Source organism: Pseudoalteromonas sp. DL-6, from assembly GCF_004328665.1.
Classification (GTDB): Bacteria; Pseudomonadota; Gammaproteobacteria; order Enterobacterales; family Alteromonadaceae; genus Pseudoalteromonas.
Genome location: NZ_CP019770.1, coordinates 3,217,501 through 3,240,395 on the forward strand (window position 1 = coordinate 3,217,501; position 22,895 = coordinate 3,240,395).

22 protein-coding genes (1 of these 22 running past the window's edge) are annotated in these 22,895 nt (G+C 39.9%); all 22 read right to left on the bottom strand.

Translation table 11 applies throughout. The annotated features are described in order from the left end of the window. Positions 1 to 1,117 carry the 5' portion of a choice-of-anchor I family protein gene (locus B1F84_RS15025; protein ID WP_131691878.1) on the bottom strand. The gene continues 668 nt to the left of window position 1, outside the view, so 1,117 of the gene's 1,785 nt are visible here — the first part of the coding sequence; its start codon is at positions 1,115 to 1,117; its stop codon lies beyond the left edge, outside the window. Between the two features lie 143 nt (positions 1,118 to 1,260). Beyond that, a complete protein-coding gene (gene glmU, locus B1F84_RS15030; protein WP_131691879.1) occupies positions 1,261 to 2,619 on the bottom strand; it encodes a bifunctional UDP-N-acetylglucosamine diphosphorylase/glucosamine-1-phosphate N-acetyltransferase GlmU in 1,359 nt (452 codons plus the stop codon). 325 nt (positions 2,620 to 2,944) lie between these two features. After that, positions 2,945 to 5,080 carry a winged helix-turn-helix domain-containing protein gene (locus tag B1F84_RS15035; RefSeq protein ID WP_131691880.1) on the bottom strand — a complete coding sequence of 712 codons (2,136 nt, stop codon included), beginning with the start codon at positions 5,078 to 5,080 and terminating at the stop codon, positions 2,945 to 2,947. Between the two features lie 157 nt (positions 5,081 to 5,237). Beyond that, positions 5,238 to 5,660, bottom strand: coding sequence for a F0F1 ATP synthase subunit epsilon (locus B1F84_RS15040; RefSeq protein WP_008464176.1), 423 nt, complete (start codon positions 5,658 to 5,660; stop codon positions 5,238 to 5,240). Between the two features lie 13 nt (positions 5,661 to 5,673). Further along, entirely contained in the window at positions 5,674 to 7,059 is a 1,386-nt protein-coding gene (gene atpD / locus B1F84_RS15045; RefSeq protein ID WP_008464175.1) for a F0F1 ATP synthase subunit beta, read from the bottom strand. A gap of 33 nt (positions 7,060 to 7,092) precedes the next feature. Beyond that, positions 7,093 to 7,953, bottom strand: a complete 861-nt coding sequence (atpG, locus tag B1F84_RS15050) for a F0F1 ATP synthase subunit gamma (RefSeq protein ID WP_008464174.1) — start codon at positions 7,951 to 7,953, stop codon at positions 7,093 to 7,095. A gap of 59 nt (positions 7,954 to 8,012) precedes the next feature. Then, entirely contained in the window at positions 8,013 to 9,554 is a 1,542-nt protein-coding gene (gene atpA / locus B1F84_RS15055) for a F0F1 ATP synthase subunit alpha (protein ID WP_008464173.1), read from the bottom strand. Positions 9,555 to 9,568: 14 nt separating this feature from the next. Then, entirely contained in the window at positions 9,569 to 10,102 is a 534-nt protein-coding gene (gene atpH / locus B1F84_RS15060; RefSeq protein WP_008112132.1) for a F0F1 ATP synthase subunit delta, read from the bottom strand. 16 nt (positions 10,103 to 10,118) lie between these two features. Further along, positions 10,119 to 10,589 (bottom strand): F0F1 ATP synthase subunit B, encoded by a 471-nt coding sequence (gene atpF / locus B1F84_RS15065; RefSeq protein ID WP_008112130.1) that lies wholly within the window; start codon positions 10,587 to 10,589, stop codon positions 10,119 to 10,121. A 41-nt stretch (positions 10,590 to 10,630) separates the two neighbouring features. After that, the gene (gene atpE, locus B1F84_RS15070) at positions 10,631 to 10,873 is read right to left on the bottom strand and encodes a F0F1 ATP synthase subunit C (protein WP_008112128.1); all 243 of its coding nucleotides are present in this window, start codon (positions 10,871 to 10,873) and stop codon (positions 10,631 to 10,633) included. 58 nt (positions 10,874 to 10,931) lie between these two features. Further along, the gene (gene atpB, locus B1F84_RS15075) at positions 10,932 to 11,789 is read right to left on the bottom strand and encodes a F0F1 ATP synthase subunit A (RefSeq protein WP_008112123.1); all 858 of its coding nucleotides are present in this window, start codon (positions 11,787 to 11,789) and stop codon (positions 10,932 to 10,934) included. A 15-nt stretch (positions 11,790 to 11,804) separates the two neighbouring features. Beyond that, complete coding sequence (locus B1F84_RS15080) at positions 11,805 to 12,185, bottom strand: ATP synthase subunit I (RefSeq protein WP_131691881.1); 381 nt, start codon at positions 12,183 to 12,185, stop codon at positions 11,805 to 11,807. Between the two features lie 142 nt (positions 12,186 to 12,327). Further along, positions 12,328 to 13,254, bottom strand: a complete 927-nt coding sequence (locus B1F84_RS15085; protein WP_075169486.1) for a ParB/RepB/Spo0J family partition protein — start codon at positions 13,252 to 13,254, stop codon at positions 12,328 to 12,330. A 20-nt stretch (positions 13,255 to 13,274) separates the two neighbouring features. Continuing rightward, complete coding sequence (locus B1F84_RS15090; protein WP_008112117.1) at positions 13,275 to 14,060, bottom strand: ParA family protein; 786 nt, start codon at positions 14,058 to 14,060, stop codon at positions 13,275 to 13,277. Between the two features lie 14 nt (positions 14,061 to 14,074). After that, complete coding sequence (gene rsmG, locus B1F84_RS15095; protein ID WP_008464169.1) at positions 14,075 to 14,695, bottom strand: 16S rRNA (guanine(527)-N(7))-methyltransferase RsmG; 621 nt, start codon at positions 14,693 to 14,695, stop codon at positions 14,075 to 14,077. Between the two features lie 15 nt (positions 14,696 to 14,710). Next, positions 14,711 to 16,600, bottom strand: a complete 1,890-nt coding sequence (gene mnmG, locus B1F84_RS15100; protein WP_008464166.1) for a tRNA uridine-5-carboxymethylaminomethyl(34) synthesis enzyme MnmG — start codon at positions 16,598 to 16,600, stop codon at positions 14,711 to 14,713. 428 nt (positions 16,601 to 17,028) lie between these two features. Then, a complete protein-coding gene (mioC, locus tag B1F84_RS15105) occupies positions 17,029 to 17,478 on the bottom strand; it encodes an FMN-binding protein MioC (protein WP_131691882.1) in 450 nt (149 codons plus the stop codon). A gap of 942 nt (positions 17,479 to 18,420) precedes the next feature. Beyond that, positions 18,421 to 19,785 carry a tRNA uridine-5-carboxymethylaminomethyl(34) synthesis GTPase MnmE gene (gene mnmE / locus B1F84_RS15110; protein ID WP_008467041.1) on the bottom strand — a complete coding sequence of 455 codons (1,365 nt, stop codon included), beginning with the start codon at positions 19,783 to 19,785 and terminating at the stop codon, positions 18,421 to 18,423. Positions 19,786 to 19,915: 130 nt separating this feature from the next. Next, positions 19,916 to 21,553, bottom strand: a complete 1,638-nt coding sequence (yidC, locus tag B1F84_RS15115; RefSeq protein ID WP_076920138.1) for a membrane protein insertase YidC — start codon at positions 21,551 to 21,553, stop codon at positions 19,916 to 19,918. 8 nt (positions 21,554 to 21,561) lie between these two features. Continuing rightward, a complete protein-coding gene (yidD, locus tag B1F84_RS15120; RefSeq protein ID WP_008112973.1) occupies positions 21,562 to 21,837 on the bottom strand; it encodes a membrane protein insertion efficiency factor YidD in 276 nt (91 codons plus the stop codon). 126 nt (positions 21,838 to 21,963) lie between these two features. After that, complete coding sequence (gene rnpA, locus B1F84_RS15125; protein WP_076920139.1) at positions 21,964 to 22,389, bottom strand: ribonuclease P protein component; 426 nt, start codon at positions 22,387 to 22,389, stop codon at positions 21,964 to 21,966. A 7-nt stretch (positions 22,390 to 22,396) separates the two neighbouring features. Beyond that, complete coding sequence (gene rpmH / locus B1F84_RS15130; protein WP_008112968.1) at positions 22,397 to 22,531, bottom strand: 50S ribosomal protein L34; 135 nt, start codon at positions 22,529 to 22,531, stop codon at positions 22,397 to 22,399. Between the last annotated feature and the right edge of the window lie 364 nt (positions 22,532 to 22,895).

Below are 22,895 nucleotides of genomic sequence, written 5' to 3' on the forward strand. Positions count from 1 at the left end.
CAAAAAAGTATTCGCGTGCATCACCCTCGTTGGCAGATACAATAAAGTTGGCTCCTTTCCAACTAAAACTTGCAATTGTATCTGGCTGATACATGCCATATAAACCAGGGTATGATTTAAAGTTAACACCGCCGTCTTTGTCTGAAGCGTCAAATTGTAAGTTTGACCAATCTTTAAAACCGAGTCCTTTTAGCTCAAGGGAATTATCTTCAAGGTTGATGATGGCTAGAGCGTTATTTTCTTGAATAGAGACATAAGCGTATTTATTATCCTTGGAAATGCTCACATATTCTGGCTCTAAATCCATCGCAACCGTGGTATTTATTAAATTACCATTAATAGTACGTCCAGTAGGATTGGCAAACACTAAGCCCTGCGCTTCTAATTCTGCTTGCTTATTATTGTAAGCTTGAAAGTTTATGCTCAAAGCGGTATCGGCAATAGTGCCGTTATTGATATCGATAATGCTAATTGTGCCTTCGGGGTCGATACTGTAGTCGCCATTAGGTTCGCCTTCATTAGCAACCACTACTTTTGCACCATCATGACTAAATGCTACCATGTCGGGTAGGGCACCTACTGTTACATTTTTAATAAATACTGGTGTATCTCCGCTAATATTGTAAAACGCTATTTGGCCAGCTTCACCCACGCTTATAGCAGCCATTGCTACCGCTAATAATTGGTTATTCGCATCGATAGCTATGCTGTTTGCATCGCCAGGCGTATTTTCATTTAGAGAGAGCGTAATGGCAGAGGCTAAGTTGGTCGCAGTTACAATACCTTCGTTATCTTTTACTAATGCTGCAGTGTCGAACGTATCGGCAGGAATGATATTCACAACAGCTTCATCACCAGAGCTATTAATGGCATAAATCCATTTTTTAGAGGCTTGGTAGGCGACTATTTCAGCTGCTCCTTCCGGGCTTTGTGCATTGAGTACTGCGCGGCCAATAAGATTGATATTTAAAGCTGAATTTGCATTAGTGCCGTTTTCGCCATTATTACCCGCTGTACCTTGTACACCCTGTGCGCCATCTTGGCCGTCATCACCATCTAGTGAGCAACCAGTTAATAGTGATAGCAAAGAAAGGGCTATTATTGATTTGTTTAACATTATTGTTTTCCTTAGTGTTGTATTCGTTAAATATCAACACACAGGGATGACAACAGTATGGCATTTTTATTTGAATTATATTTAGGCAATAAAAAAGCGAGTTATAAAACTCGCTTTAAATATTTAATAAGTAATGATCATTACTATTTTTTAACTGGGCGTTTCCAACCGTCTAAATTGCGTTGCTTGCCACGTGCTACAGCTAGCTGATCATCCGCCACGGTATTGGTAATAACAGAGCCCGCGCCAACGGTAGCGGTTGCACCAATATTTACAGGAGCAACCAGTGACGAGTTAGAGCCTATAAAGGCATTATTGCCAATAATGGTTTTTGCTTTATTAACCCCATCGTAGTTACAGGTAATAGTGCCTGCGCCAATATTCACTTTCTCGCCAATTTCAGCATCACCTAAGTAACTTAAGTGGTTTGCTTTAGAACCTTTGCCTAAACGGGTTTTTTTCATTTCGACAAAATTGCCAATGTGCGAGTCTTCTTCCATTACTGCACCAGGACGAAGGCGGGCGTATGGACCGAGTGTACATTGAGCCGCAACTGATGCATCTTCAATTAGTGTATTGGCTTTAATAATAACATTGTCACCGATGCTACAGTTTTTAAGTACACAGTTAGGTCCAATTTGTACGTTATTACCTAAGGTCACTGTACCTTCAAAAATAACGTTGATATCGATGAGGACATCTTCACCTGTTTTAACATCGCCACGTACATCTATGCGTGCAGGGTCAGCAAGGGTGGCGCCGTTTAACATGAGCTCTTCTGCTTGCCATGCTTGGTAAGCACGCTCTAATCCTGCAAGTTGTACGCGGTTATTTGCACCTTCAACTTCCATTGGGTGATCAGGCTGTGCTGATGTAATTTCTACGCCTTCACTATGCGCCATAGCAACTATATCTGTTAGGTAGTATTCACCTTGGGCATTATTGTTGGATAAATTACCTAACCAGCTTTTTAAAAGCTTACCATTAACCGCCATAATGCCGGTGTTTACTTCGTTAATAAGTAACTGCTCAGCATTGGCATCTTTTTGCTCAACAATCCCCACTAACTTACCATCAACACGTAGCATGCGCCCGTAGCCGTTTGGGTTTGCTAAATTAACGGTTAATACTGCTAAACCATTTTTAGGTGTCGCTGCTAATAAGCGCTCAAGTGTAGATTGCTTAGTTAAAGGTACGTCACCGTATAAAACCAGTACAGTGTCGTCGTCATTTATATGTGGGTTTGCTTGTGCCACTGCGTGGCCTGTGCCTAGTTGCTCAGCTTGTAGCACCCAGTTTACGTTATTATCGGCTAATTGTTGTTGTAATAGTTCGCCGCCGTGACCATAAACAAGGTTGGTAGAGGTTGCGCCTAGCGCATTGGCATTATCGATAACGTGTTGCACCATAGGTTTACCTGCCACTTTATGCAGTACCTTAGGCAGAGCAGAGCGCATACGAGTACCTTTACCCGCTGCAAGAATTACTGTTGTTAGAGCCATTAAAACAATTTCCTTTTCCGTTGTTTTAGCTTGATAGAATAAGTGTGCTGCAAAGTAGATTACGTAAGTCACATCATGTGCAAATACTCAGTAGGCTAAGCAATGACTACTGAATCTTAACTTAAGCAAAGTAACACCTAATAGAATAGGGTTATTGTAGCGAGGTTTGGTAAAGGATATAAGTGAAAATTATAATTACAGTAAAGTAACTTGTGGGGTACTTCTTTTCACTTAACTAATTTATCGGGATTAAATATATTGTTTGTCACAAACACACCGACTGGAAGAAAGTTACTGGCAGGTATATCACTTACACTTATTCGAATTAATCGCTTTTCTCCGGCGATAGTATTACAAGCTCGTTGTTTACCAATTCAACTATTTCTAACGTTAGAGTGCTACCTGAACTCGAAAAATTTACATCTAGAATAACATCTTCTGCTTTGCTAATTTCAAACACTTTTTTTGGCGACACACTAAAGCTTTCGGAAAAATCATATTCGTACACAGTTTTACCCGTTGAATGATACAGTTTATTTTGATTTATCGATAAAGAGTGTTTATAGGCTGATTTTTTTACTTTAAAGCCTTTTGTTTGTTCCCCAGTTGATAAGTCGAAAAATATCAACATATCTAAATTATTCAAAAAAATGAGTTTATTATTTCGTAACTGACCAAACCACACTGCATTTTTTACTGGTAACAATATGCTATTAGAATTACTTCTATTAAAAATATAAGAGCTGCTGTTTGCACTAGGTTTATCCTGCACAATATAGCCAATATTTTTATCTAGTAAATAATTAACCGAGATCAAATCACCTTTGGGGGTAATAACATCCTTAACGGATAAATCTTCATAGTTGAGTATTTCTATTTCACTTTCACTAACGCCGAAGGCTTCTTGAGAATCGGAAGATATTTTAAAGTCTCGATAACTAAAGCTGACTTTTTTTGACTTGACTTTGCCATCTTTGAATACAGTATTTAGTTTTGTTGATTCCCCATCATTACTTAAAAATACAAGGTTTTCTCCAATAAAATTTGCAAACTTACTATCAAATTTTGATACACGTTCAAAATTTTGAGAAGCTAAATCAAATTTGTAAATATTATTTGTAAAAGGATATATCAACCCTAAAATATTTTTATTATTAATCGGATAAGTTATTGAGTAGCTACTGGCGCTATTAACTTTTGTTTTACTTACTATACGGTTATTGTTTAAAGAATATTGGTAAAAAATTTCTTCTTTATTGTCATACCATAACAATGAGTCGGTTTCTTGTTGATAGTTAATTGTCCATATTCTACTTTTAGTCTCATAAAGCTTTATTTGGGCGCCACCTTCTAAATCCGTCATATATAGTTCACTAGAGTTAAATTGATGTCTCTCAAATATAATTTTATTTTTATTTTTTATAAAATATAAAAACTTATCACCATACGAATTTAGGTTTGGTGAACTTATTTGAAATTCCTCAGCGGTACTCAAGTTTCGATTAACAAGCACTGATAATTCAGAGCGATTTCTATAACCATACTTTGAATAGACAATAGAATTGTTATCAAGACTAATCGCATTCATTGGGTATGAAGGCTCACAATCAAATAAAAACTTACTACCTGCACTACTTGTTAAATCTACTTCCCACAACCCACATTTGCCTTTACTTTCTACTTTATAAATTGCACGTTCGCTATCCATAGACCAGCCTGCAGGAGAAATATTAGCGTTAGCTTCTGAAATTAGCTTTTCTTGGCCGGTATGTAAGTTTTTAATTAAAAGCGACGAGTATTGTTGTTCTTTTTCAAAGAATGACAGTGCAACAGTTGAGTTGTCAGGAGAAAGTACCATTTGGCTATATATACCTTGTCGCCAAGAGAGTGTTTCTTCGTTAAATTTTTTCTCTACGATGTTTGGGCTTTTTGTCTCAACCTTTAGTAACGTATCATTTCCAATCTTGTTATCTAGGCTAGATTGACTTTGAAACATGTAAATACTAATGAAAGCACCTAAAACTAATATAGTTATTAGTGCGATTAACTTTTTTTGTTTTTTATTAGGTGTTTCTTTTAATGCGTTAACTTGGCTAAATGACGAAGTACCTTTTTCATGATGTATGATCTCTGGCTCTAAAAAAAAGCTATACCCTTTTCTGTAATGTGTTTTTACCACTAAGCCGCGTTGTTTATCTGATTTAAGGGCTTTTCTCAGTTCTGAAATAGCTCTGTTAATGGCGTTATCGTCAACATAATGTTGACACCATACGTCGTCAATTAGGTCTTGACGGGTAATTATCGACTCTTTATTAAGAATGAAGTAACTAAGAATTTTAAACAGTAGCGGCTCCAATTCCCTTTCAATTACACCATCATTAATAGTTTGCTGTTTGGGGTTTAAACGCCATGCTCCAAACTTGATTTCTACTATTGATTCTGAAAAAGTTGACGGTTTCATTGGTAGGTCACTACGTCCTTATAGCTAATAATTTGATAGGATTTAATTATTAAAACTAACTACTTAATGTTGTTTAGATTATCAGCAAAGCTAGATAGAGTCATCTATCAAGCACAAAAAAGCCCACATAAAGTGGGCTTTTAAAAACCAGATAGGCTTACTTTTTACGTAATTGCTGAATAATGCGTAGCTGAGCAATTGCTTCAGCTAGTTGCATTGCTGCTTGATTGTAATCAAGTTCAGCAGATGCGCCTTTTGCCATTTGGGCTTCAGCGTCACGCTTAGCTTGCTCTGCAGCTTTCTCGTCCAGGTCTTCACCACGAACAGCTGTATCAGCAAGTACGGTCACTATGTTCGGTTGAACTTCTAGTGTACCGCCAGCAATATAGATGAGTTCTTCTTCACCAAATTGCTTAACTAAACGTACCATACCAGGTTTAAGGGCAGTTAGTAGTGGGGCGTGACCGGCGTTAACACCTAACTCACCTTCACTACCAGATACTTGAATAGATTCTACTAAACCAGAAAATAATTTCTCTTCAGCACTTACTACATCAAGATGTACAGTCATAGCTGCCATACTACCCTCCTAATTACATGCTTTTGGCTTTTTCTTGAGCTTCTTCAATAGAGCCAACCATGTAGAACGCTTGCTCTGGCATATCATCAAACTCACCGTTTAAGATACCTTTGAAGCCTGCAATTGTGTCTTTAAGTGAAACGTATTTACCTGGCGCACCTGTAAATACCTCTGCCACGAAGAATGGCTGAGATAGGAAACGCTGGATTTTACGTGCACGAGATACAAGTTGCTTATCTTCGTCAGAAAGCTCGTCCATACCTAGAATCGCGATGATGTCTTTAAGTTCTTTGTAACGCTGAAGAACTGTTTGAACGCCGCGCGCTATACCGTAGTGCTCTTCACCGATTACTTGTGGATCAAGCTGACGTGAAGATGAATCAAGAGGGTCTACCGCTGGGTAGATACCTAGTGATGCGATATCACGTGAAAGTACCACTGTTGCATCTAAGTGAGCAAACGTTGTTGCTGGAGATGGATCCGTTAAATCATCCGCAGGTACGTATACCGCTTGGATTGAAGTAATTGAACCAGTCTTAGTAGATGCGATACGCTCTTGAAGTACACCCATTTCTTCAGCAAGTGTAGGCTGGTAACCTACCGCTGATGGCATACGACCAAGAAGTGCTGATACTTCTGTACCCGCAAGTGTGTAACGGTAGATGTTATCTACGAAGAAAAGTACGTCGCGACCTTCGTCACGGAACTTCTCAGCCATAGTAAGACCTGTTAACGCTACGCGTAAACGGTTACCTGGAGGCTCGTTCATCTGACCGTATACAAGCGATACTTTATCAAGTACGTTTGAATCGTTCATCTCATGGTAGAAATCGTTACCCTCACGAGTACGCTCACCAACACCTGCGAATACTGAGTAGCCGCTGTGCTCGATTGCGATGTTACGGATAAGTTCCATCATGTTTACGGTTTTACCAACACCGGCACCACCGAATAAACCAACTTTACCACCTTTAGCGAATGGACATACAAGGTCGATTACCTTGATACCCGTTTCTAAAAGTTCAACTGAGCTTGATTGCTCTTCGTAAGTAGGTGCTGCACGGTGGATAGACATACGCTCGTCTTCACCGATTGGACCTGCTTCATCAATTGGCTCACCAAGTACGTTCATGATACGACCTAGGGTCTTAGTACCAACTGGAACTTGAATTGCTTCGCCTGTGTTTGCTACTGCAGCACCACGACGTAAACCGTCTGTAGTACCTAGTGCGATAGTACGTACCACACCGCCACCTAGCTGCTGTTGAACTTCTAAAGTCAAACCAGCTAAATCGCCATCTGTTACTTTTAGCGCGTCATATACGGCTGGCACGCTGTCTTGTGGAAATTCGATATCCACAACGGCGCCGATAATTTGGACGACCTTACCTAAACTCATGTCTATTCCTCTCGTTAATCTTTGCCTGAAGCATTAAACTGCTGCTGAACCAGAACAAATCTCACTAATTTCTTGTGTGATTGCTGCTTGGCGAGCTTTGTTATATACAAGCTGTAACTCATCCATAAGGTCACCGGCATTATCAGTTGCAGCTTTCATTGCAACCATGCGGGCAGCCTGTTCAGAGGCAGCGTTTTCAACTACACCTTGGTATACCTGAGACTCAATGAAACGTACTAACAAAGACTCTAAAATAGCCTCTGGGTTTGGTTCATATAAGTAATCCCACGCATGTGTAGATACTTCTTCTTCAGCTTTTGGCAAAGGGAGTAACTGATCTACTATTGGCTCTTGCTTCATGGTATTAACAAAGTTGTTATATACCAGGAATAAACGGTCAATTTTACCTTCAGAGAATGCATCTAGCATTATTTTTACTGGACCAATTACGTCCTGTACTGAAGGCTTATCTCCAAGACCTGCTTTTTTAGCAAGCACTTGACCACCAAAACGTTGAAAGAAGCCAGCTGCTTTACTACCTAAAGTAGCAAAATCAGCATCTACGCCTTTTTCTTTCCACGCTTTAATCTCTAATGCGACTTTTTTAAACTCGTTTGAGTTTAAACCGCCACATAGACCACGGTCAGTAGAGATAACAATATAACCAACTCGTTTTACTTCACGTTCTTCTAAGAACGGGTGAGTAAAATCAAGATTTGCTTGAGCAACACGACCAATCACTTTACGTAATTTTTCAGCGTATGGACGGCTTGAAGCCACTCGTTCTTGCGCCTTTTTCATTTTAGACGCAGCAACCATTTCCATTGCGCTAGTGATCTTTTGAGTATTTTTAATACTGCCGATCTTGCTTTTAATCTCTTTTCCGCTGGCCATGACTCTCTCTCCGAATCAAGGTGTGCTTTAGGATATAAAGCACACCATTAATAACTAAATTACCAAGTTTGCGTAGACTTGAACTTCTCTAGAAGTTCTTTAAGCTGCGCTTCGATCTCGGCGTTGTAGTTACCAGTTTCATTGATTTGAGCCATAAGCTCTGCGTATGTGCTATTTGCGTAAGAAAGTAAAGCCGCTTCGAAATCCATGATTTTAGGAATTTCGATGTCTTTTAAGTAACCTTTCTCAGCTGCGAATAACGACAAAGACATTTCAGCAACAGACATTGGCGCGTACTGTTTCTGCTTCATTAGCTCTGTTACACGCTCACCATGCTCAAGTTGAGCACGAGTAGCATCATCAAGGTCAGACGCGAACTGCGAGAACGCAGCTAATTCACGGTACTGAGCTAGGGCTAGACGGATACCGCCACCTAGTTTCTTAACGATTTTAGTTTGTGCAGCACCACCAACACGCGATACCGAGATACCAGCATTTACTGCCGGACGGATACCTGAGTTGAATAAGTCAGTTTCTAAGAAGATCTGACCATCGGTGATAGAGATAACGTTTGTCGGTACGAACGCAGATACGTCGCCGCCTTGAGTTTCAATGATAGGCAATGCCGTCAATGAACCTGTTTTACCTTTCACTTCACCGTTAGTGAACTTTTCAACGTAATCAGTGTTTACACGTGATGCACGCTCTAAAAGACGCGAGTGAAGGTAGAATACGTCACCTGGGTATGCTTCACGGCCTGGTGGACGCTTAAGTAGCAATGAGATTTGACGGTAAGCAACAGCTTGCTTAGATAAATCATCATATACGATTAATGCGTTTTCACCACGGTCACGGAAGTATTCACCCATAGTACAGCCCGAGAACGGTGCTAAGTACTGAAGTGCCGCAGATTCAGAAGCAGATGCTACAACTACGATAGTATTTGCAAGTGCACCGTGCTCTTCTAATTTACGTACTACGTTAGCAATAGTAGATGCTTTTTGACCAACCGCTACGTACACACACTTAACGCCTGTGTCTTTTTGGTTGATGATTGCATCGATTGCTAGTGCAGTTTTACCTGTTTGGCGGTCACCGATAACAAGCTCACGCTGACCACGACCAACTGGGATCATCGCATCGATAGATTTGTAACCAGTTTGTACTGGCTCATCTACTGATTGACGCTCGATTACACCTGGTGCAATTTTTTCTACAGGTTCAAACCCGTCGTTATCTAAAGCGCCTTTACCATCGATAGGAGCACCTAGTGTGTTTACAACACGACCAAGTAGACCCGCACCAACAGGAACTTCTAAGATACGACCAGTTGTGTATACTTTTACGCCTTCTGTAAGGTCAGCGTAAGGACCCATTACTACTGCACCAATTGAGTCGCGCTCAAGGTTTAGTGCGATAGCATAACGGTTGCCAGGAAGCTCAATCATCTCACCTTGCATACAGTCAGCTAGACCGTGGATGCGAATGATACCGTCAGTAACAGATACAATTGTACCTTCGTTACGAGCTTCACTTACAACTTCGAACTTCTCAATACGTTGTTTGATCAGATCTGAAATTTCAGTGGAATTAAGTTGCATGCTCTTTTTCCCAATTACGATTGTAGTGTTGTGGCTAAGCGATTTAATTTACCGCGTAAAGAGCCGTCAATTACAGTGTCGCCTGCCTTAATAATAAGACCGCCAACTACTGTAGCGTCTTCACTACAATTCAGCTTAACTTTGCGTGCGAAACGTTTTTCAAGTGCCGCTACCAATGATTCTTGCTGCGCTGCAGCAAGAGGTGTTGCCGAAATCACATCAATATCGATTTCTTTTTCATAGTCTGCTTTTAAAGCAGAAAATAAATGGGCAACTTCAGGTAGTGCAATCAAACGTCCATTTTCAGCCATCACCTTAACTAGGTTCTGACCTTGTTCGTTGAGCTGCTCACCACATAAGTTAATAAATAACTCAGCTTGTGCGGTAGCAGTAGGCAATCCAGCTAAAATGGTAGATGCCTGTTCATTGCTGGCAACGTGGCCAGCAAAGAACAACATGTCATTCCAGCTTTCAATAGCGCCTTTTTCAACGGCAAGTTCAAAAGCCGCTTTAGCGTATGGGCGAGCGATAGTAGTCAATTCAGACATGCTCATACCCTCCTAATTACAGCTCAGCGACAAGTTTTTCAACGATGTCACTATGTGCGGCTTGATTGATTTCGCGCTCTAAAATTCTTTCTGCGCCAACCACTGCCAGAGTTGCTACTTGCTTACGTAGCTCTTCTGTCACACGGTTACGCTCTGATTCAATTTCAGAGTGCCCTTGAGCAATAATTTTTTCACGCTCTTGCTGACCACGAACAGTTTCTTCGTCAACAATTAGCACGGCACGCTTTTTAGCTTGATCAATGATATCAGCCGCTTGAGCCTTTGCATCTTTAAGCTGTTCTGCAGCTTTCTGTTGCGCAAGTTCTAAGTCTTTTTCGGCTCTATCAGAGGCAGCTAAACCATCTTCGATTTTCTTCTGGCGAGCTTCAATTGCACCGTTTAGTGGTGGCCATACGTATTTCATACAAAATAATACGAACACCGTAAACGCAATTAATTCACCGATAAGAGTGGCGTTTAAGTTCACAACCGCTCCTCCTTAAATAGTAAGCTGTTCAAAAAATAAAATTAAAGTACGAACAACAATACCATCGCGATACCAACACCAATCATTGCTACAGCATCGATTAGACCAGCAAGGATAAACATTTTAACTTGTAGCGATGGTGCTAGCTCAGGTTGACGTGCACATGCTTCAAGGAATTTACCGCCCATGTTACCAAAACCGATTGCTGTGCCGATTGCACCGAAACCGATAAGTAAAGCTACTGCGATGTATTTTAAGCCGTTTAATAATTCTAAAGCTTCCATTTATTTCTCCAAAGTTTCAATTGTATTAAAAGTAAAAGTAAAATTGTAAATATAGTAATTAGTGATTATCTGAACTTGCCATGCTTAGGTATACGATTGTAAGCATCATGAATACGAATGCTTGCAATACGATTACTAAGATATGGAATACAGCCCACACAAAGTGCAACGGTAGTTGCATTAAACCTACAGCACCTATAAGGATGAAGATTAACTCACCTGCATATAAGTTACCGAACAAACGCAGAGCCAGTGAAAACGGCTTAGAAACCAATGCGATAAGCTCTAGTAATAGGTTGAATGGAATTAAAAGAATCTGCATAGCTGTATTGTTTGAACTAAACGGGTGAAGTGTTAGTTCTTTAATAAAACCGCCGATACCTTTGATTTTAATTGAGTAACCAATCATTAGAATGAACACGCCCAGCGCAAGTGCAGCTGTCATATTGATATCTGTAGTTGGTACAATTTTCATGTATACGTCGTGTGAATCCATACCGAATGCAGTTTCGCCAACAAAGCCAGCAAATGCAGGTAGGAAGTCAACTGGGATTAAATCCATTAAGTTCATTAAGAATATCCAAACGAATATTGTTAATGCTAATGGTGCAATTAGCTTACTTTTACCGTGGAAGGTATCACGTACGTTGTCGCCAACGAACTCAACAACCATTTCAATGAAACATTGAAGTTTTCCAGGTACACCCAGAGTTGATTTTTTTGCGGCACTACGGAAGATCCATAAAAATATTAGACCTAGTCCGATAGACCATGCGAGGGTATCTATATGCCATGTCCAGAAGCCACTATCCGTACATGCTTTATTGAAGGCAAGACCGGCGTCGGTCGAGCACATCTTAGCATTGGTTAAGTGGTGCTGAATATGGCTAGATAGAGTAACTTCTTCTGCAGCCATGTTATATCCCAAAAGTTAATGTTTAAAAAAAACGGGTGTAAACAATCCTGTAAACAACACCAACACATAAGCACAAAAGAAAGGTAGCAGTACTACCGGATAAAGCTTTAGCATTAGTGCAAACAAAACGATTGTTAGCATAAATTTTAATCCGTTGCCGCGTTTTAACGAGGCATACACTTGATTTGCTCGACTTGCACCCATATATCTGAATGCATAAAGCGCAAATACAAAGTTAGGAAGTACTGCGACTGCGCCACCAGCTAGAGCTGAAAGTGCGGCATTGGTTTCCCAACCTATAAAAATTATTAGTGCAGCTAAAAGGGCTACAAATCCCTGAAGGCAAATTAATTTTAATGCGGCAAGCCTATACGGGCTCGCTAACTTATTAGTCACTTTTAATTAACCTTTATGACGCTCTAATTGTCAGGGTATGAAAACTGGCGAAATTATACTTAATCCTGCCAGTTTTGCAACTTGAGTAGGTGCTTTGTAACACAAAATCGCTTTAAATGTCCCTTTTTAGACATCCAATGAATTAATGGTGGGAATAGTCTTGATTGATACGGTTTAAAATACCGTCTAACTCGTCAAGATTAGTGTAAGAAATAACCAACTTCCCTTTGCCTTTTTTGTTGTAATTTATTTCTACCTTTGCCCCTAGGTTATCAGCAAGCTGCTGCTCTAACTGTTTAACATCTGGGTCTTTTTCTATTACTTCTTTTGCTGGAGCTGGCTCTAAAATAGAGCGTACTAGTTTTTCTGTTTCGCGAACGGTCAATGCCTTTGCAACAGCTAAACGGGCTGCGTCTGATTGCACTTCACCTTCAAGTGCTAACAGGCAACGTGCGTGGCCCATTTCAATGTCACCATGCTCTAACAAAATTTTTACATCGTTATTTAGATTATTTAAGCGTAATAAGTTAGTCACGGTCGTACGTGATTTACCAACGGCATCAGCCACTTGTTGATGCGTTAACTCAAACTCATTAAGCAACCGATTAAGTGCAATCGCTTCTTCCATAGCGTTTAAGTCTTCACGCTGAATATTTTCAATCAGAGCAATAGCAACGGCAGCTTCATCAGGTACGTCTTTAATAATACAGGGTACGAACTCAAGTTTAGCAATTTGTGCAGCACGCCAACGACGTTCACCGGCAATAATCTCGTAGCTGTTATGCGCAACAGGGCGCACAACGATAGGTTGAATAATTCCTTGTGAGCGTATCGAACTGGCGAGTTCTTCGAGTGCCTCTTCAGACATGTCTTTACGAGGTTGGTACTTACCTGAGTGTAAAAGCTCGATCGGTAGTTTTTGTAATTCACTGTTACTAGGCTGCGCTGCATTTTCAACTGCGCTGGTTACGTTAGCAGTATCCTGTTCCTTGCCTTCGCTTGGTGCAGGTTTAGATGAACTTAAAAGCGCATCGAGTCCTCGGCCTAAACCTCGTTTTTTAGCAGACATGTTATTTTTTTACCTCAAAGTTAGGCGACAACGGGAGTTGTTTTTTCTTTTCTGCGTAGCATTTCACCAGCGAGAGCTAAATAAGCTTTCGCGCCACTTGATGCTCGATCGTAGTACATTGCTGGGGCACCAAAACTTGGGGCTTCTGCAAGTCGAACATTACGTGGGATCACCGTACGGTATACTTTATCGCCAAAATGTTGTTTTAATTGTTCTGATACATCATTTGCTAGTCGATTACGCGGATCGTACATAGTACGAAGTATGCCTTCAATCTGTAAGTTAGGGTTAACTAACTTAGCAAGTTGCGTAATCGTGTCCATTAACGCTGTTAATCCTTCCAATGCATAATATTCACATTGCATAGGTACTAAAATAGAATCGGCAGCGGCCATGGCATTAACGGTTAACATATTTAAAGAAGGCGGGCAGTCTATAAAAATAAACTCATACTGATCTTGTATTTTTTCAAGCGCGTTACGCAAACGTACTTCTCGCGCAAATAATTCCATCAGCTTAACTTCTGCAGCGGTCACATCACCGTTTGCAGCAATCATATGATATTCGCCTGAGGTTTCTTTAATAATCACTTCATCAATAGGCTTATCTTCTATGAGCAAGTCATAGATAGTAGGGACGTCACCATATTTGTCGACGCCACTGCCCATGGTCGCATTGCCTTGCGGGTCGAGATCTATTAACAGCACTTTACGTTTCGTTGCAGCCATAGATGCAGCGAGATTAACGGCAGTGGTAGTTTTACCTACTCCGCCTTTTTGATTTGCTAATGCGATGACTTTTGCCACAGTGTCTCTGATCCCTAGTCTTTAGAAAGAATTATTAAATGTCGTTGTGCATCTAAATCCGGTACTTCTAATGCAATTTTTTGCTCAAACTTAACACCTGCAGGGAGTGAGTCTAATTCCTCACTTGGAAATACCCCTTTAAGTGCAATGAACTTACCTGAATGATCGATTAAGTGCGAACACCAGTCAATCATATCTTGTAACGATGCAAATGCACGACTTAGTACGCCATCTAATTTAACACTTGGTTGATATTCTTCAACTCTTGACTGCACAGGGGTGACATTATCAAGGCCAAGCTCATGTTTAACATGCATTAAAAAACGTACACGTTTACCTAAACTATCTAATAATACAAACTGCGTATCAGGTAAGGCAATAGCTAACACTATGCCCGGTAAACCAGGACCTGTGCCAACATCAATATAATGATGACCGGTCAAGTGAGGCGCAACAACTAAGCTATCCATTATATGTTTAACCATCATTTCTTGAGGTAAACGTACCGAAGTTAAGTTATAGGCTTTATTCCACTTATCGAGTAATTCGACATAGCGAACAAGCTGCTGCTGTTGTTTTTGTGTTAGCGCAATATCAGTTTGCGCTAACAAAGTTGTTAATTGTTGCTGTAACACAATGTACCTTTACCGTTACGCAGTTTTGCGTAACAAGCCTTGCTTCTTCAGATACACCAATAATAGCGAAATCGCCGCTGGGGTGATACCAGAAATACGCGAAGCTTGGCCGATAGTGTCTGGACGAGCATCAATTAGCTTAGCAACAACCTCGTTTGATAAACCAGAGACGGTTTTATAATCAAACTCTTTTGGTAATATTGTTTCTTCATGACGAAGTTGCTTATTGATCTCATCTTGCTGACGCGCAATATAACCTGCGTACTTCGTATGAATTTCAACCTGCTCTAAAGCCGCCTTATTGGTAAACTCAGATCCAAGTCCTTCAATCGCCATCAAGTCGTTATAACGCACTTCTGGACGACGCAATAATTCTTCTAAGCTGGCTTCACGCACAAGTGGCGTTTTTAGTAATTCGTTTACTTTATTAACCATGGCATGATCTTTATGGATCCAGGTATCTTTAATACGCTGTTTCTCTTTAGCGATCACTTCCATTTTTTCGTTGAATGCTTGCCAACGTTCATCGTTAACTAAACCAAGTTCACGGCCTTTTTCAGTTAAACGAATATCAGCGTTGTCTTCACGAAGTAGCAAACGGTATTCAGCGCGGCTAGTAAACATACGGTACGGTTCTTTTGTACCCAGTGTTGCTAAGTCGTCAATCAGTACGCCTACATAGGCTTCATCACGACGAGGCGTCCACGATTCTTTGCCTTGTACTTGTAAGGCTGCATTCATACCTGCGATCAAACCTTGCGCACCCGCTTCTTCGTAACCGGTAGTACCATTAATTTGACCAGCAAAAAATAAACCATCAATAAATTTAGTTTCTAATGATTGTTTTAAATCGCGTGGATCAAAAAAGTCATATTCAATGGCGTAGCCAGGACGACAGATATGTGCATTTTCAAATCCGGTGATCGATTGCACAATTTCTAACTGCACATCGAACGGTAAGCTGGTTGAAATACCATTAGGGTATAACTCGTATGAAGTTAAACCTTCTGGCTCTACAAATATCTGGTGTTTATCTTTATCTGCAAAACGGACAATTTTATCTTCAATAGACGGACAGTAACGAGGGCCTATTCCTTCGATAACACCTGAGTACATAGGTGAGCGATGTAAGTTTTTGCGAATAACATCATGTGTTTTTTCATTGGTGTAAGTGATGTAACACGGTATTTGTTGTGGGTGGTCGCTTTGTTTACCCATAAATGAGAATACCGGTGTTGGTGTATCACCTGGTTGTTCTTGCATTTTACTAAAATCGACAGTGCGGGCATCAATACGCGGTGGCGTACCGGTTTTTAAACGATCCACTCTAAATGGTAATTCACGTAAGCGATCAGCTAAGGCAATTGAAGGTGGATCGCCAGCTCGGCCACCTTTAAAGTTTTCAAGGCCGATATGAATTTGACCACCTAAGAAGGTACCTACGGTTAGTACTACACTCGGTGCACTAAAACGTAAACCCATTTGTGTCACTACACCGGTTACACGATCATTTTCAACAATTAGATCATCACATGATTGCTGAAAAATCTTTAAGTTTTCTTGGTTTTGAAGTGTGTTTTGAATAGCCGCTTTGTACAAGGCACGATCTGCTTGAGCACGAGTCGCTCGTACAGCAGGGCCTTTAGAAGAGTTAAGCGTACGGAATTGGATCCCGCCTTTGTCAATGGCTTGAGCCATTGCGCCACCCAGGGCATCAATTTCTTTAACCAGATGACCTTTGCCAATGCCACCAATTGCTGGGTTACAAGACATTTGACCAAGGGTATCCATATTGTGAGTTAGCAGCAGGGTATTCATCCCCATACGGGCAGCTGCCAATGCGGCTTCAGTGCCTGCATGTCCACCACCTACTACGATAACGTCAAAATTTTCGTGAAAAATCATTAATGGGATCCTACTTAAATCAAACCAGTAAACTTCAAAAGGGAGCGTATTCTACCTAGAAATTAGCAGAAGATAAATGATTAAACAGTGCTCAAGATCTAAGTAAGTGATCTCTAATAATATAAAGGATCTTTTAAAGAGATCTTTTAATACTATTACTACTACTGATCGGGTTTTCTGTTGATAAGCTTTAGATCATGATTAAAAACATATAATTAGATCGGATCTAAAGGTGTTAATATGATCGGATCTTCAGGCAAATAAGCTCTGATCAAAACGGGCTGTTATACACAGGCCGATCAAGTCTCGATCTTATCCCATGGATAAGCATAGCTAAAAAAGCAGTTTAATCAGTGTTTATCCACAAAATATATTAAATTATTAGTAAATTGTGGGTAACTTTATTTATAACTTATCGCTTGATCTTTCTATTTTAAACCTGTTTGTGCTATCCACGAGTCTAACCAAGCTAAGGCCGTATCTTCGGGTAGTGCTTCATCAAGAATGTTTAGCTCCAACCGTTGTGCTACTTTTACAGCACCTTTTTGGCTTAAAAGGGCATCTATATTACGCCCTGCAAGGTTATAAGTGTCGTAACTGGTATCGCCTAGTGCAATAACCGAATACTTTAAATGCGAGAGATCATCTACTTGAGATACTTGTTCGACAAAGCTAATTAGATTGTCAGGGTAATCACCCGCACCATAGGTTGATGTACAAACTAACCAAATAGTATTTTGCTGATCTATTTCATTAAATTCAGGTTGATCATGTAGTTGGCTATTAATCCCTTGGTTGTTAAGCGCATCGCTTAGCTGCTCTGCAACGTACTCGGCGGATCCCATTTGACTACCAACGATAATATTTACTGAACTCATGAATATTGCTGATCACTATTAGTTTTAATTGCTGCCTATGATAGCCGAGTGAGTATAACAGTAAAGTTAAGAGTGTTATTTTGTATAACTATTTTTGTGGTAATTTAAGCCTTCGCGTGAATTACGGTTTTAAGTTGCTGATTATTAATGGTTTAACAAAATATCTTTAAATGTAATCTTCTGATCAAGTTGTTGATAAGGTTGGGGAAAGCTCTGCTTAACTAAGAAGTAATGTTACAAATAGTTTGCTAAGTTATTGATTTTATATTGAGTGTTAACCATCAGCTAGTACAAATTTATAAATAAACGTGTGTTGATCTTAGTGTGGATATAAAGCATGTTGATAACTTAAAATTGGGATCGAAAATAATTTTAAAAAATGATCTATTTTCTCAGATCAGCCTAAAAATCCATTTTTATTTTCTAAAAATCGCTATTTAGCCTATTAAACACAACATATTATTTCTTTTTATCGCTTTTAACTCATTTTTAAGGCAATAAAACCCGCAATTGTGGATAACTGATCTGCTAAAAAATAAATTACATCAATTTTAACTAAGAAATTAACGGTGTTTTGCTGGTGGAGTGGGCGATCAAATTTACTTTTTAGGTACGTTTTATTTTTATGGTTTGATAATTACCCATGTTCAAACGTGGAAAACCAATGTTATAGGTGCTCTTTTAGAGGAAAGAAGCTTAATTTTTTACTATTAATCTAGGTAGTTTATCTGTTATTAGCTGTGATTATTGGCTTAGCCTACTATGGCTTGAATACATTTTTAAAGGCGAATTGAGGCTAATATAGGTGCAATTTAAGCTGTTTTTTAGTCTGTTTGGTTTTCAAAATGGGTTATTAAAATACAGTTTGGCGAGTCGATATTAAAAATAGTAGGCATTAAAAAGGGCACCTAGGTGCCCTTAATGATTAAATTATTAGTTCGACTATTTACCGATACAGAACGAGCTGAAAATTTTGCCAAGCAAATCATCAGAAGTAAATTCACCGGTTATTTCGTTAAGATACTGCTGTGTTAAGCGCAGTTCTTCAGCGAGGATTTCACCGGCCACGTGCATTTCTAATTGTGTTTTACCCGTATCTAAGTGATAGGCTGCGTGTTCCAGTGCATCTAAGTGACGACGTCGCGCCATAAAGCCACCCTCTGTGGCACCATCAAAACCAATACAGGCTTTTAAGTGCTCACGCACAAGCTCTATGCCGTCAGCATTTTTAGCACTTAAACTGATGACCGGATATTGTTGCTCTTGATCCATACCAACCGTATCACCCGATAAATCGGCTTTATTTCTGATCACGGTCACGCCCATACCTTGGGGTAACTTAGCCATAAATTCAGGCCAAATAGCATGTGGATCAGTATCGGCTGTGTCGGTGCCATCAAGCATAAATAACACCCGATCGGCTTGGTTTATTTCATCCCAAGCACGTTCAATGCCTATTTGCTCTACCTTATCTGGGCTTTCTCGTAGGCCTGCGGTATCTATTATATGCAGTGGCATACCATCTATATGTATATGCTCACGTAATACGTCACGAGTGGTGCCGGCTATTTCAGTTACAATAGCCGCTTCTCGACCTGCTAATGCATTAAGTAAGCTTGATTTACCGGCATTAGGGCGACCAGCAATAACGACGCGCATACCTTCGCGCATTATGCTGCCTTGTTTGGCTTGATTGGTTACGGCATTAAGCTGCTCAATGATGGCATTTAAATCACCGCCCACTTTTCCGTCTGATAAAAAATCGATTTCTTCGTCAGGAAAATCAATAGCTGCTTCCACATACATACGTAAGTGAATGACTTTTTCAACTAAGGTTTCTATGTGCTTAGAGAATTGCCCTTGAAGTGACTGTAGAGCGCTTTTAGCGGCTTGCTCGCTAGTTGCATTAATTAAGTCGGCGATTGCTTCTGCTTGAGTTAAATCAAGTTTATCGTTCATAAACGCACGCTCAGAGAATTCCCCTGGTTTAGCTAAACGCACACCGTCTATTTTACTTATTTCTTTGAGTAGCATATCAAGAACAACTGGGCCGCCATGGCCTTGAAGTTCGAGTACATCTTCACCGGTAAATGAGTTTGGGCCAGCAAAGTAAATCGCAATACCTTGGTCAAGTTGCTGACCTGCAAGGGTGTTAAATGGCACATAGTCGGCATAACGAACTTTAGGGACTTTGCCTATTATTTTTTCAGCAACCTGTTTGGCTAGGGTTCCTGAAACGCGAATAATACCAACACCGCCTCGACCTGGGGCAGTGGCTTGTGCTGCAATTGTATCGTGATTGATCATGCGGTTTATTTGCCAACTTAAATAACGTAATGGCGGTATTGTAACCTATCAAATAGGCACTCGCGAATGCTGTTATAAAAAATAGGCAATAAAAAAGGCGACCTAAGTCGCCTTTATATAAGTAGGGAGTTTAATCGCCCCTTACTTTAATTCCTTTCTTTTCCATGCCACGGTAGATGATCAACATCTGGACAATAGAAATAAGGTTAGACACTAACCAGTAAAGTACTAAACCAGATGGGAACCATAAGAAGAATACAGAGAAGATAACCGGCATAAAGGTCATCATTTTTTGCTGCATTGGATCGGTAACCGTCATAGGTTGTAGTTTTTGCGTTATAAACATACTCGCACCAAATAAGATTGGTAATACGTAGTATGGGTCTTTCGCAGAAAGGTCAGTTAGCCAAAGTACAAATTCAGCGTGACGAAGTTCTGTAGACTCTAAGAATACGTAGAACAAGGCTAAGAAGATTGGCATTTGCAGTAAAATAGGGAAACAGCCACCCATAGGGTTCACTTTTTCTTTACGGTACATTTCCATAGTCGCTTGGCCGAATTTTTGACGATCATCGCCATACTTTTCTTTTAGCGCTTTCATCTTAGGCTGTAATGCACGCATTTTAGCCATTGAGGTGTACTGTGCTTTAGTCAGTGGATACATTAATGTTTTAACAATAATAGTGATGGCAATAATTGCTACACCCCAGTTACCTAAAATACTGTGTAACCATTTAAGTAGCACAAATAAAGGTTGAGAAATAAACCATAACCAACCGTAATCAACCGTTAAGTCTAAGTCAGTGTGAATCGCTTCAAGTTTATCTGACTCTTTAGGGCCCATGTAATAAGTTGCAGTAAGTGTTTGCTCACTACCAGCTTGAACATTTACCGCTTCGTCTTTAACACCAATGATAGCTGCATTACTTTTAGTGATTAAACTATAAAGTGTATTTGCTTGATCTTGCATTGGCACCCAAGCACTTACAAAGTAATGCTGGATAAAGGCAACGTAACCACCTTGGGTATTTATGTTTAGGTTTTTATCGGCCATATCGGAAAAACTATACTTTTCGTATGGTTCTTCATCAGTACCGTATGCAGCCCCTAAATAGTTTTGATCAACCATGCTGCCTTTTTCTTGTACGGTACGCTTTATTTGTGTGTAAAGCTGAACTTGTACTGGCGCACTAGTGGTGTTGTTAACTTTATATTCTAAGCCAACATCATATTGACCCTTTTTGAATACATATGTTTTAGTGAAACTTACACCGTTACTATCAGTAAACTGAAGAGGAACTCGAAGCTCATCACCTGTTAAAGTATAAGAAGTTTGTTCTGATTGGTAAGTAGGACGACCATTTGCTGATGCATCTGGGCCATTTAAACCTATTAAACCACTTTGTGAAAAGTATTGTTTACCATCAAACTCACCCAGTAGCATGTAAGGAACATCACTGCCTTTGGTTTCTTTATAATCAATTAAGTCTGTTTCAACAATGTCACCGCCTTTGGTGTCAATTTTTACTTTAAACACGTCTGTTGTAATATTTATAACAGCGCGCTTAGCTAAAGTTGTTGAAGCAGGTAAACCTGAGTCTGATGAAGCTGGAACATAATCATCTGATTCTGGTGAATTTGCTTTTAGTGTTTGTGTTGTGGCACTAGGATCGGCTTTTGGTGTGTTGTAGTCATTATTCCACTCTTGAAATAATAAAAACGACACTAGCATTAGGCCGATGAATAAAAACGTGCGTTGCGATTCCATAACAGCTCTTATTTCTCGTGTTGGTGGTTAATACGGGTTAATTTTTCAGGAACGGGGTCGTCTCCGCCTGAATGTAAAGGATGGCATTTTAATATGCGTTTAACAGCTAACCAACACCCTTTTACCGATCCATGCAAATTAATTGCTTGAATAGCGTAACTAGAGCACGTTGGATTAAAACGACAATGCGGACCTAATAGCGGGCTAATCCACTTTTGATAACCGCGGATAAATAAAACTAAACAACGTGTTGGTAAAGCAGCAAGTGGTTTAAGTAACCTCATGTTGTACATGCCCCTACGTTATGTTTAGTGAATAGATACCATGTATTTAAAGACTCACTATGAGATTTTAAACGCATGATTAAAAGGTGAGCTAAAGATACCTTAATTAACCCTGTAATTCTATTGCTATCGGGCTTGTTTAGTCGATTTAGCTGATTTGTTTGGGCGTTTTTTAAATGGTGGCGGTTTAGGGGCACCAGGTTTGCAGCGTTCATTAATCTTACGCCACAGCTTTGTAAGTTGTTTGGTTAATTCTTCATTAGACTGTTCATCAATGCCACTTTTAACCATCAACACAATATCAATATTATCGAGCGTGTGTTGGTTTAAACGAAAACTTTCGCGAGCAAGACGTTTAATACGGTTTCGTTGACATGCCTTTTTTACACGTTTTTTAGCAACAGTAAGGCCTAACCTAGGTTTTGACTGGTCACTTGGTTTTGCTAATAAAGTAAAGAAAGGAGTTGCAGCCCGAGCGGGTTCGTTAAATATGCGAGAGTAATGCGAGGGAGTTAACAGACGTAACTCCCTGCCAAAGCTAAAGTCTTCCACTTATAAATTAAGCAGAAAGAACTTTGCGGCCTTTAGCACGGCGACGAGCTAATACTTTACGGCCATTTACAGTTGCCATACGAGCACGGAAACCGTGTGTACGTTTGCGTTTTAAAACGCTAGGTTGAAAAGTTCTTTTCATAACAATCTCATCCGATCGGTTAAAGTTAAAACATCCTATGCAGGTCGCGATCCTGGCACAGGTGCCATTGCGAGCGCGAGATATTATAGATGAAGTGACGAAAAGTCAATCATAATAGAGTGCGTAAAGCATGTTTATTTATGATCAATTTTCATGATCCGATAGGATCATCATAAATAAGAAGTTTTCCACAGCCCCTGTATAAAAAGTGAATAAAAGCATGGGAAAAGTAAATTAGATCGTAAATTATGGTCGCGATCTGCTGCCAGTTTTGTTATGATCTCTAATCAAGCTTTAAAATAAAAAGCTATTTAAATCAGTCTGTTATTATATTTATACATCGATATCAACAATTTTACAAAAA

What these genes read in the sequence shown, in the direction of transcription:
- atpH (WP_008112132.1), bottom strand. Translation starts at nt 10,102, where the DNA reads ATGTCTGAATTGACTACTATCGCTCGCCCATACGCTAAAGCGGCTTTT.
- atpG (WP_008464174.1), bottom strand. Translation starts at nt 7,953, where the DNA reads ATGGCCAGCGGAAAAGAGATTAAAAGCAAGATCGGCAGTATTAAAAAT.
- B1F84_RS15040 (WP_008464176.1), bottom strand. Translation starts at nt 5,660, where the DNA reads ATGGCAGCTATGACTGTACATCTTGATGTAGTAAGTGCTGAAGAGAAA.
- atpE (WP_008112128.1), bottom strand. Translation starts at nt 10,873, where the DNA reads ATGGAAGCTTTAGAATTATTAAACGGCTTAAAATACATCGCAGTAGCT.
- mnmE (WP_008467041.1), bottom strand. Translation starts at nt 19,785, where the DNA reads ATGATCAATCACGATACAATTGCAGCACAAGCCACTGCCCCAGGTCGA.
- atpB (WP_008112123.1), bottom strand. Translation starts at nt 11,789, where the DNA reads ATGGCTGCAGAAGAAGTTACTCTATCTAGCCATATTCAGCACCACTTA.
- glmU (WP_131691879.1), bottom strand. Translation starts at nt 2,619, where the DNA reads ATGGCTCTAACAACAGTAATTCTTGCAGCGGGTAAAGGTACTCGTATG.
- atpD (WP_008464175.1), bottom strand. Translation starts at nt 7,059, where the DNA reads ATGAGTTTAGGTAAGGTCGTCCAAATTATCGGCGCCGTTGTGGATATC.
- atpA (WP_008464173.1), bottom strand. Translation starts at nt 9,554, where the DNA reads ATGCAACTTAATTCCACTGAAATTTCAGATCTGATCAAACAACGTATT.
- yidD (WP_008112973.1), bottom strand. Translation starts at nt 21,837, where the DNA reads ATGAGGTTACTTAAACCACTTGCTGCTTTACCAACACGTTGTTTAGTT.
- mioC (WP_131691882.1), bottom strand. Translation starts at nt 17,478, where the DNA reads ATGAGTTCAGTAAATATTATCGTTGGTAGTCAAATGGGATCCGCCGAG.
- B1F84_RS15035 (WP_131691880.1), bottom strand. Translation starts at nt 5,080, where the DNA reads ATGAAACCGTCAACTTTTTCAGAATCAATAGTAGAAATCAAGTTTGGA.
- B1F84_RS15085 (WP_075169486.1), bottom strand. Translation starts at nt 13,254, where the DNA reads ATGTCTGCTAAAAAACGAGGTTTAGGCCGAGGACTCGATGCGCTTTTA.
- yidC (WP_076920138.1), bottom strand. Translation starts at nt 21,553, where the DNA reads ATGGAATCGCAACGCACGTTTTTATTCATCGGCCTAATGCTAGTGTCG.
- rpmH (WP_008112968.1), bottom strand. Translation starts at nt 22,531, where the DNA reads ATGAAAAGAACTTTTCAACCTAGCGTTTTAAAACGCAAACGTACACAC.
- mnmG (WP_008464166.1), bottom strand. Translation starts at nt 16,600, where the DNA reads ATGATTTTTCACGAAAATTTTGACGTTATCGTAGTAGGTGGTGGACAT.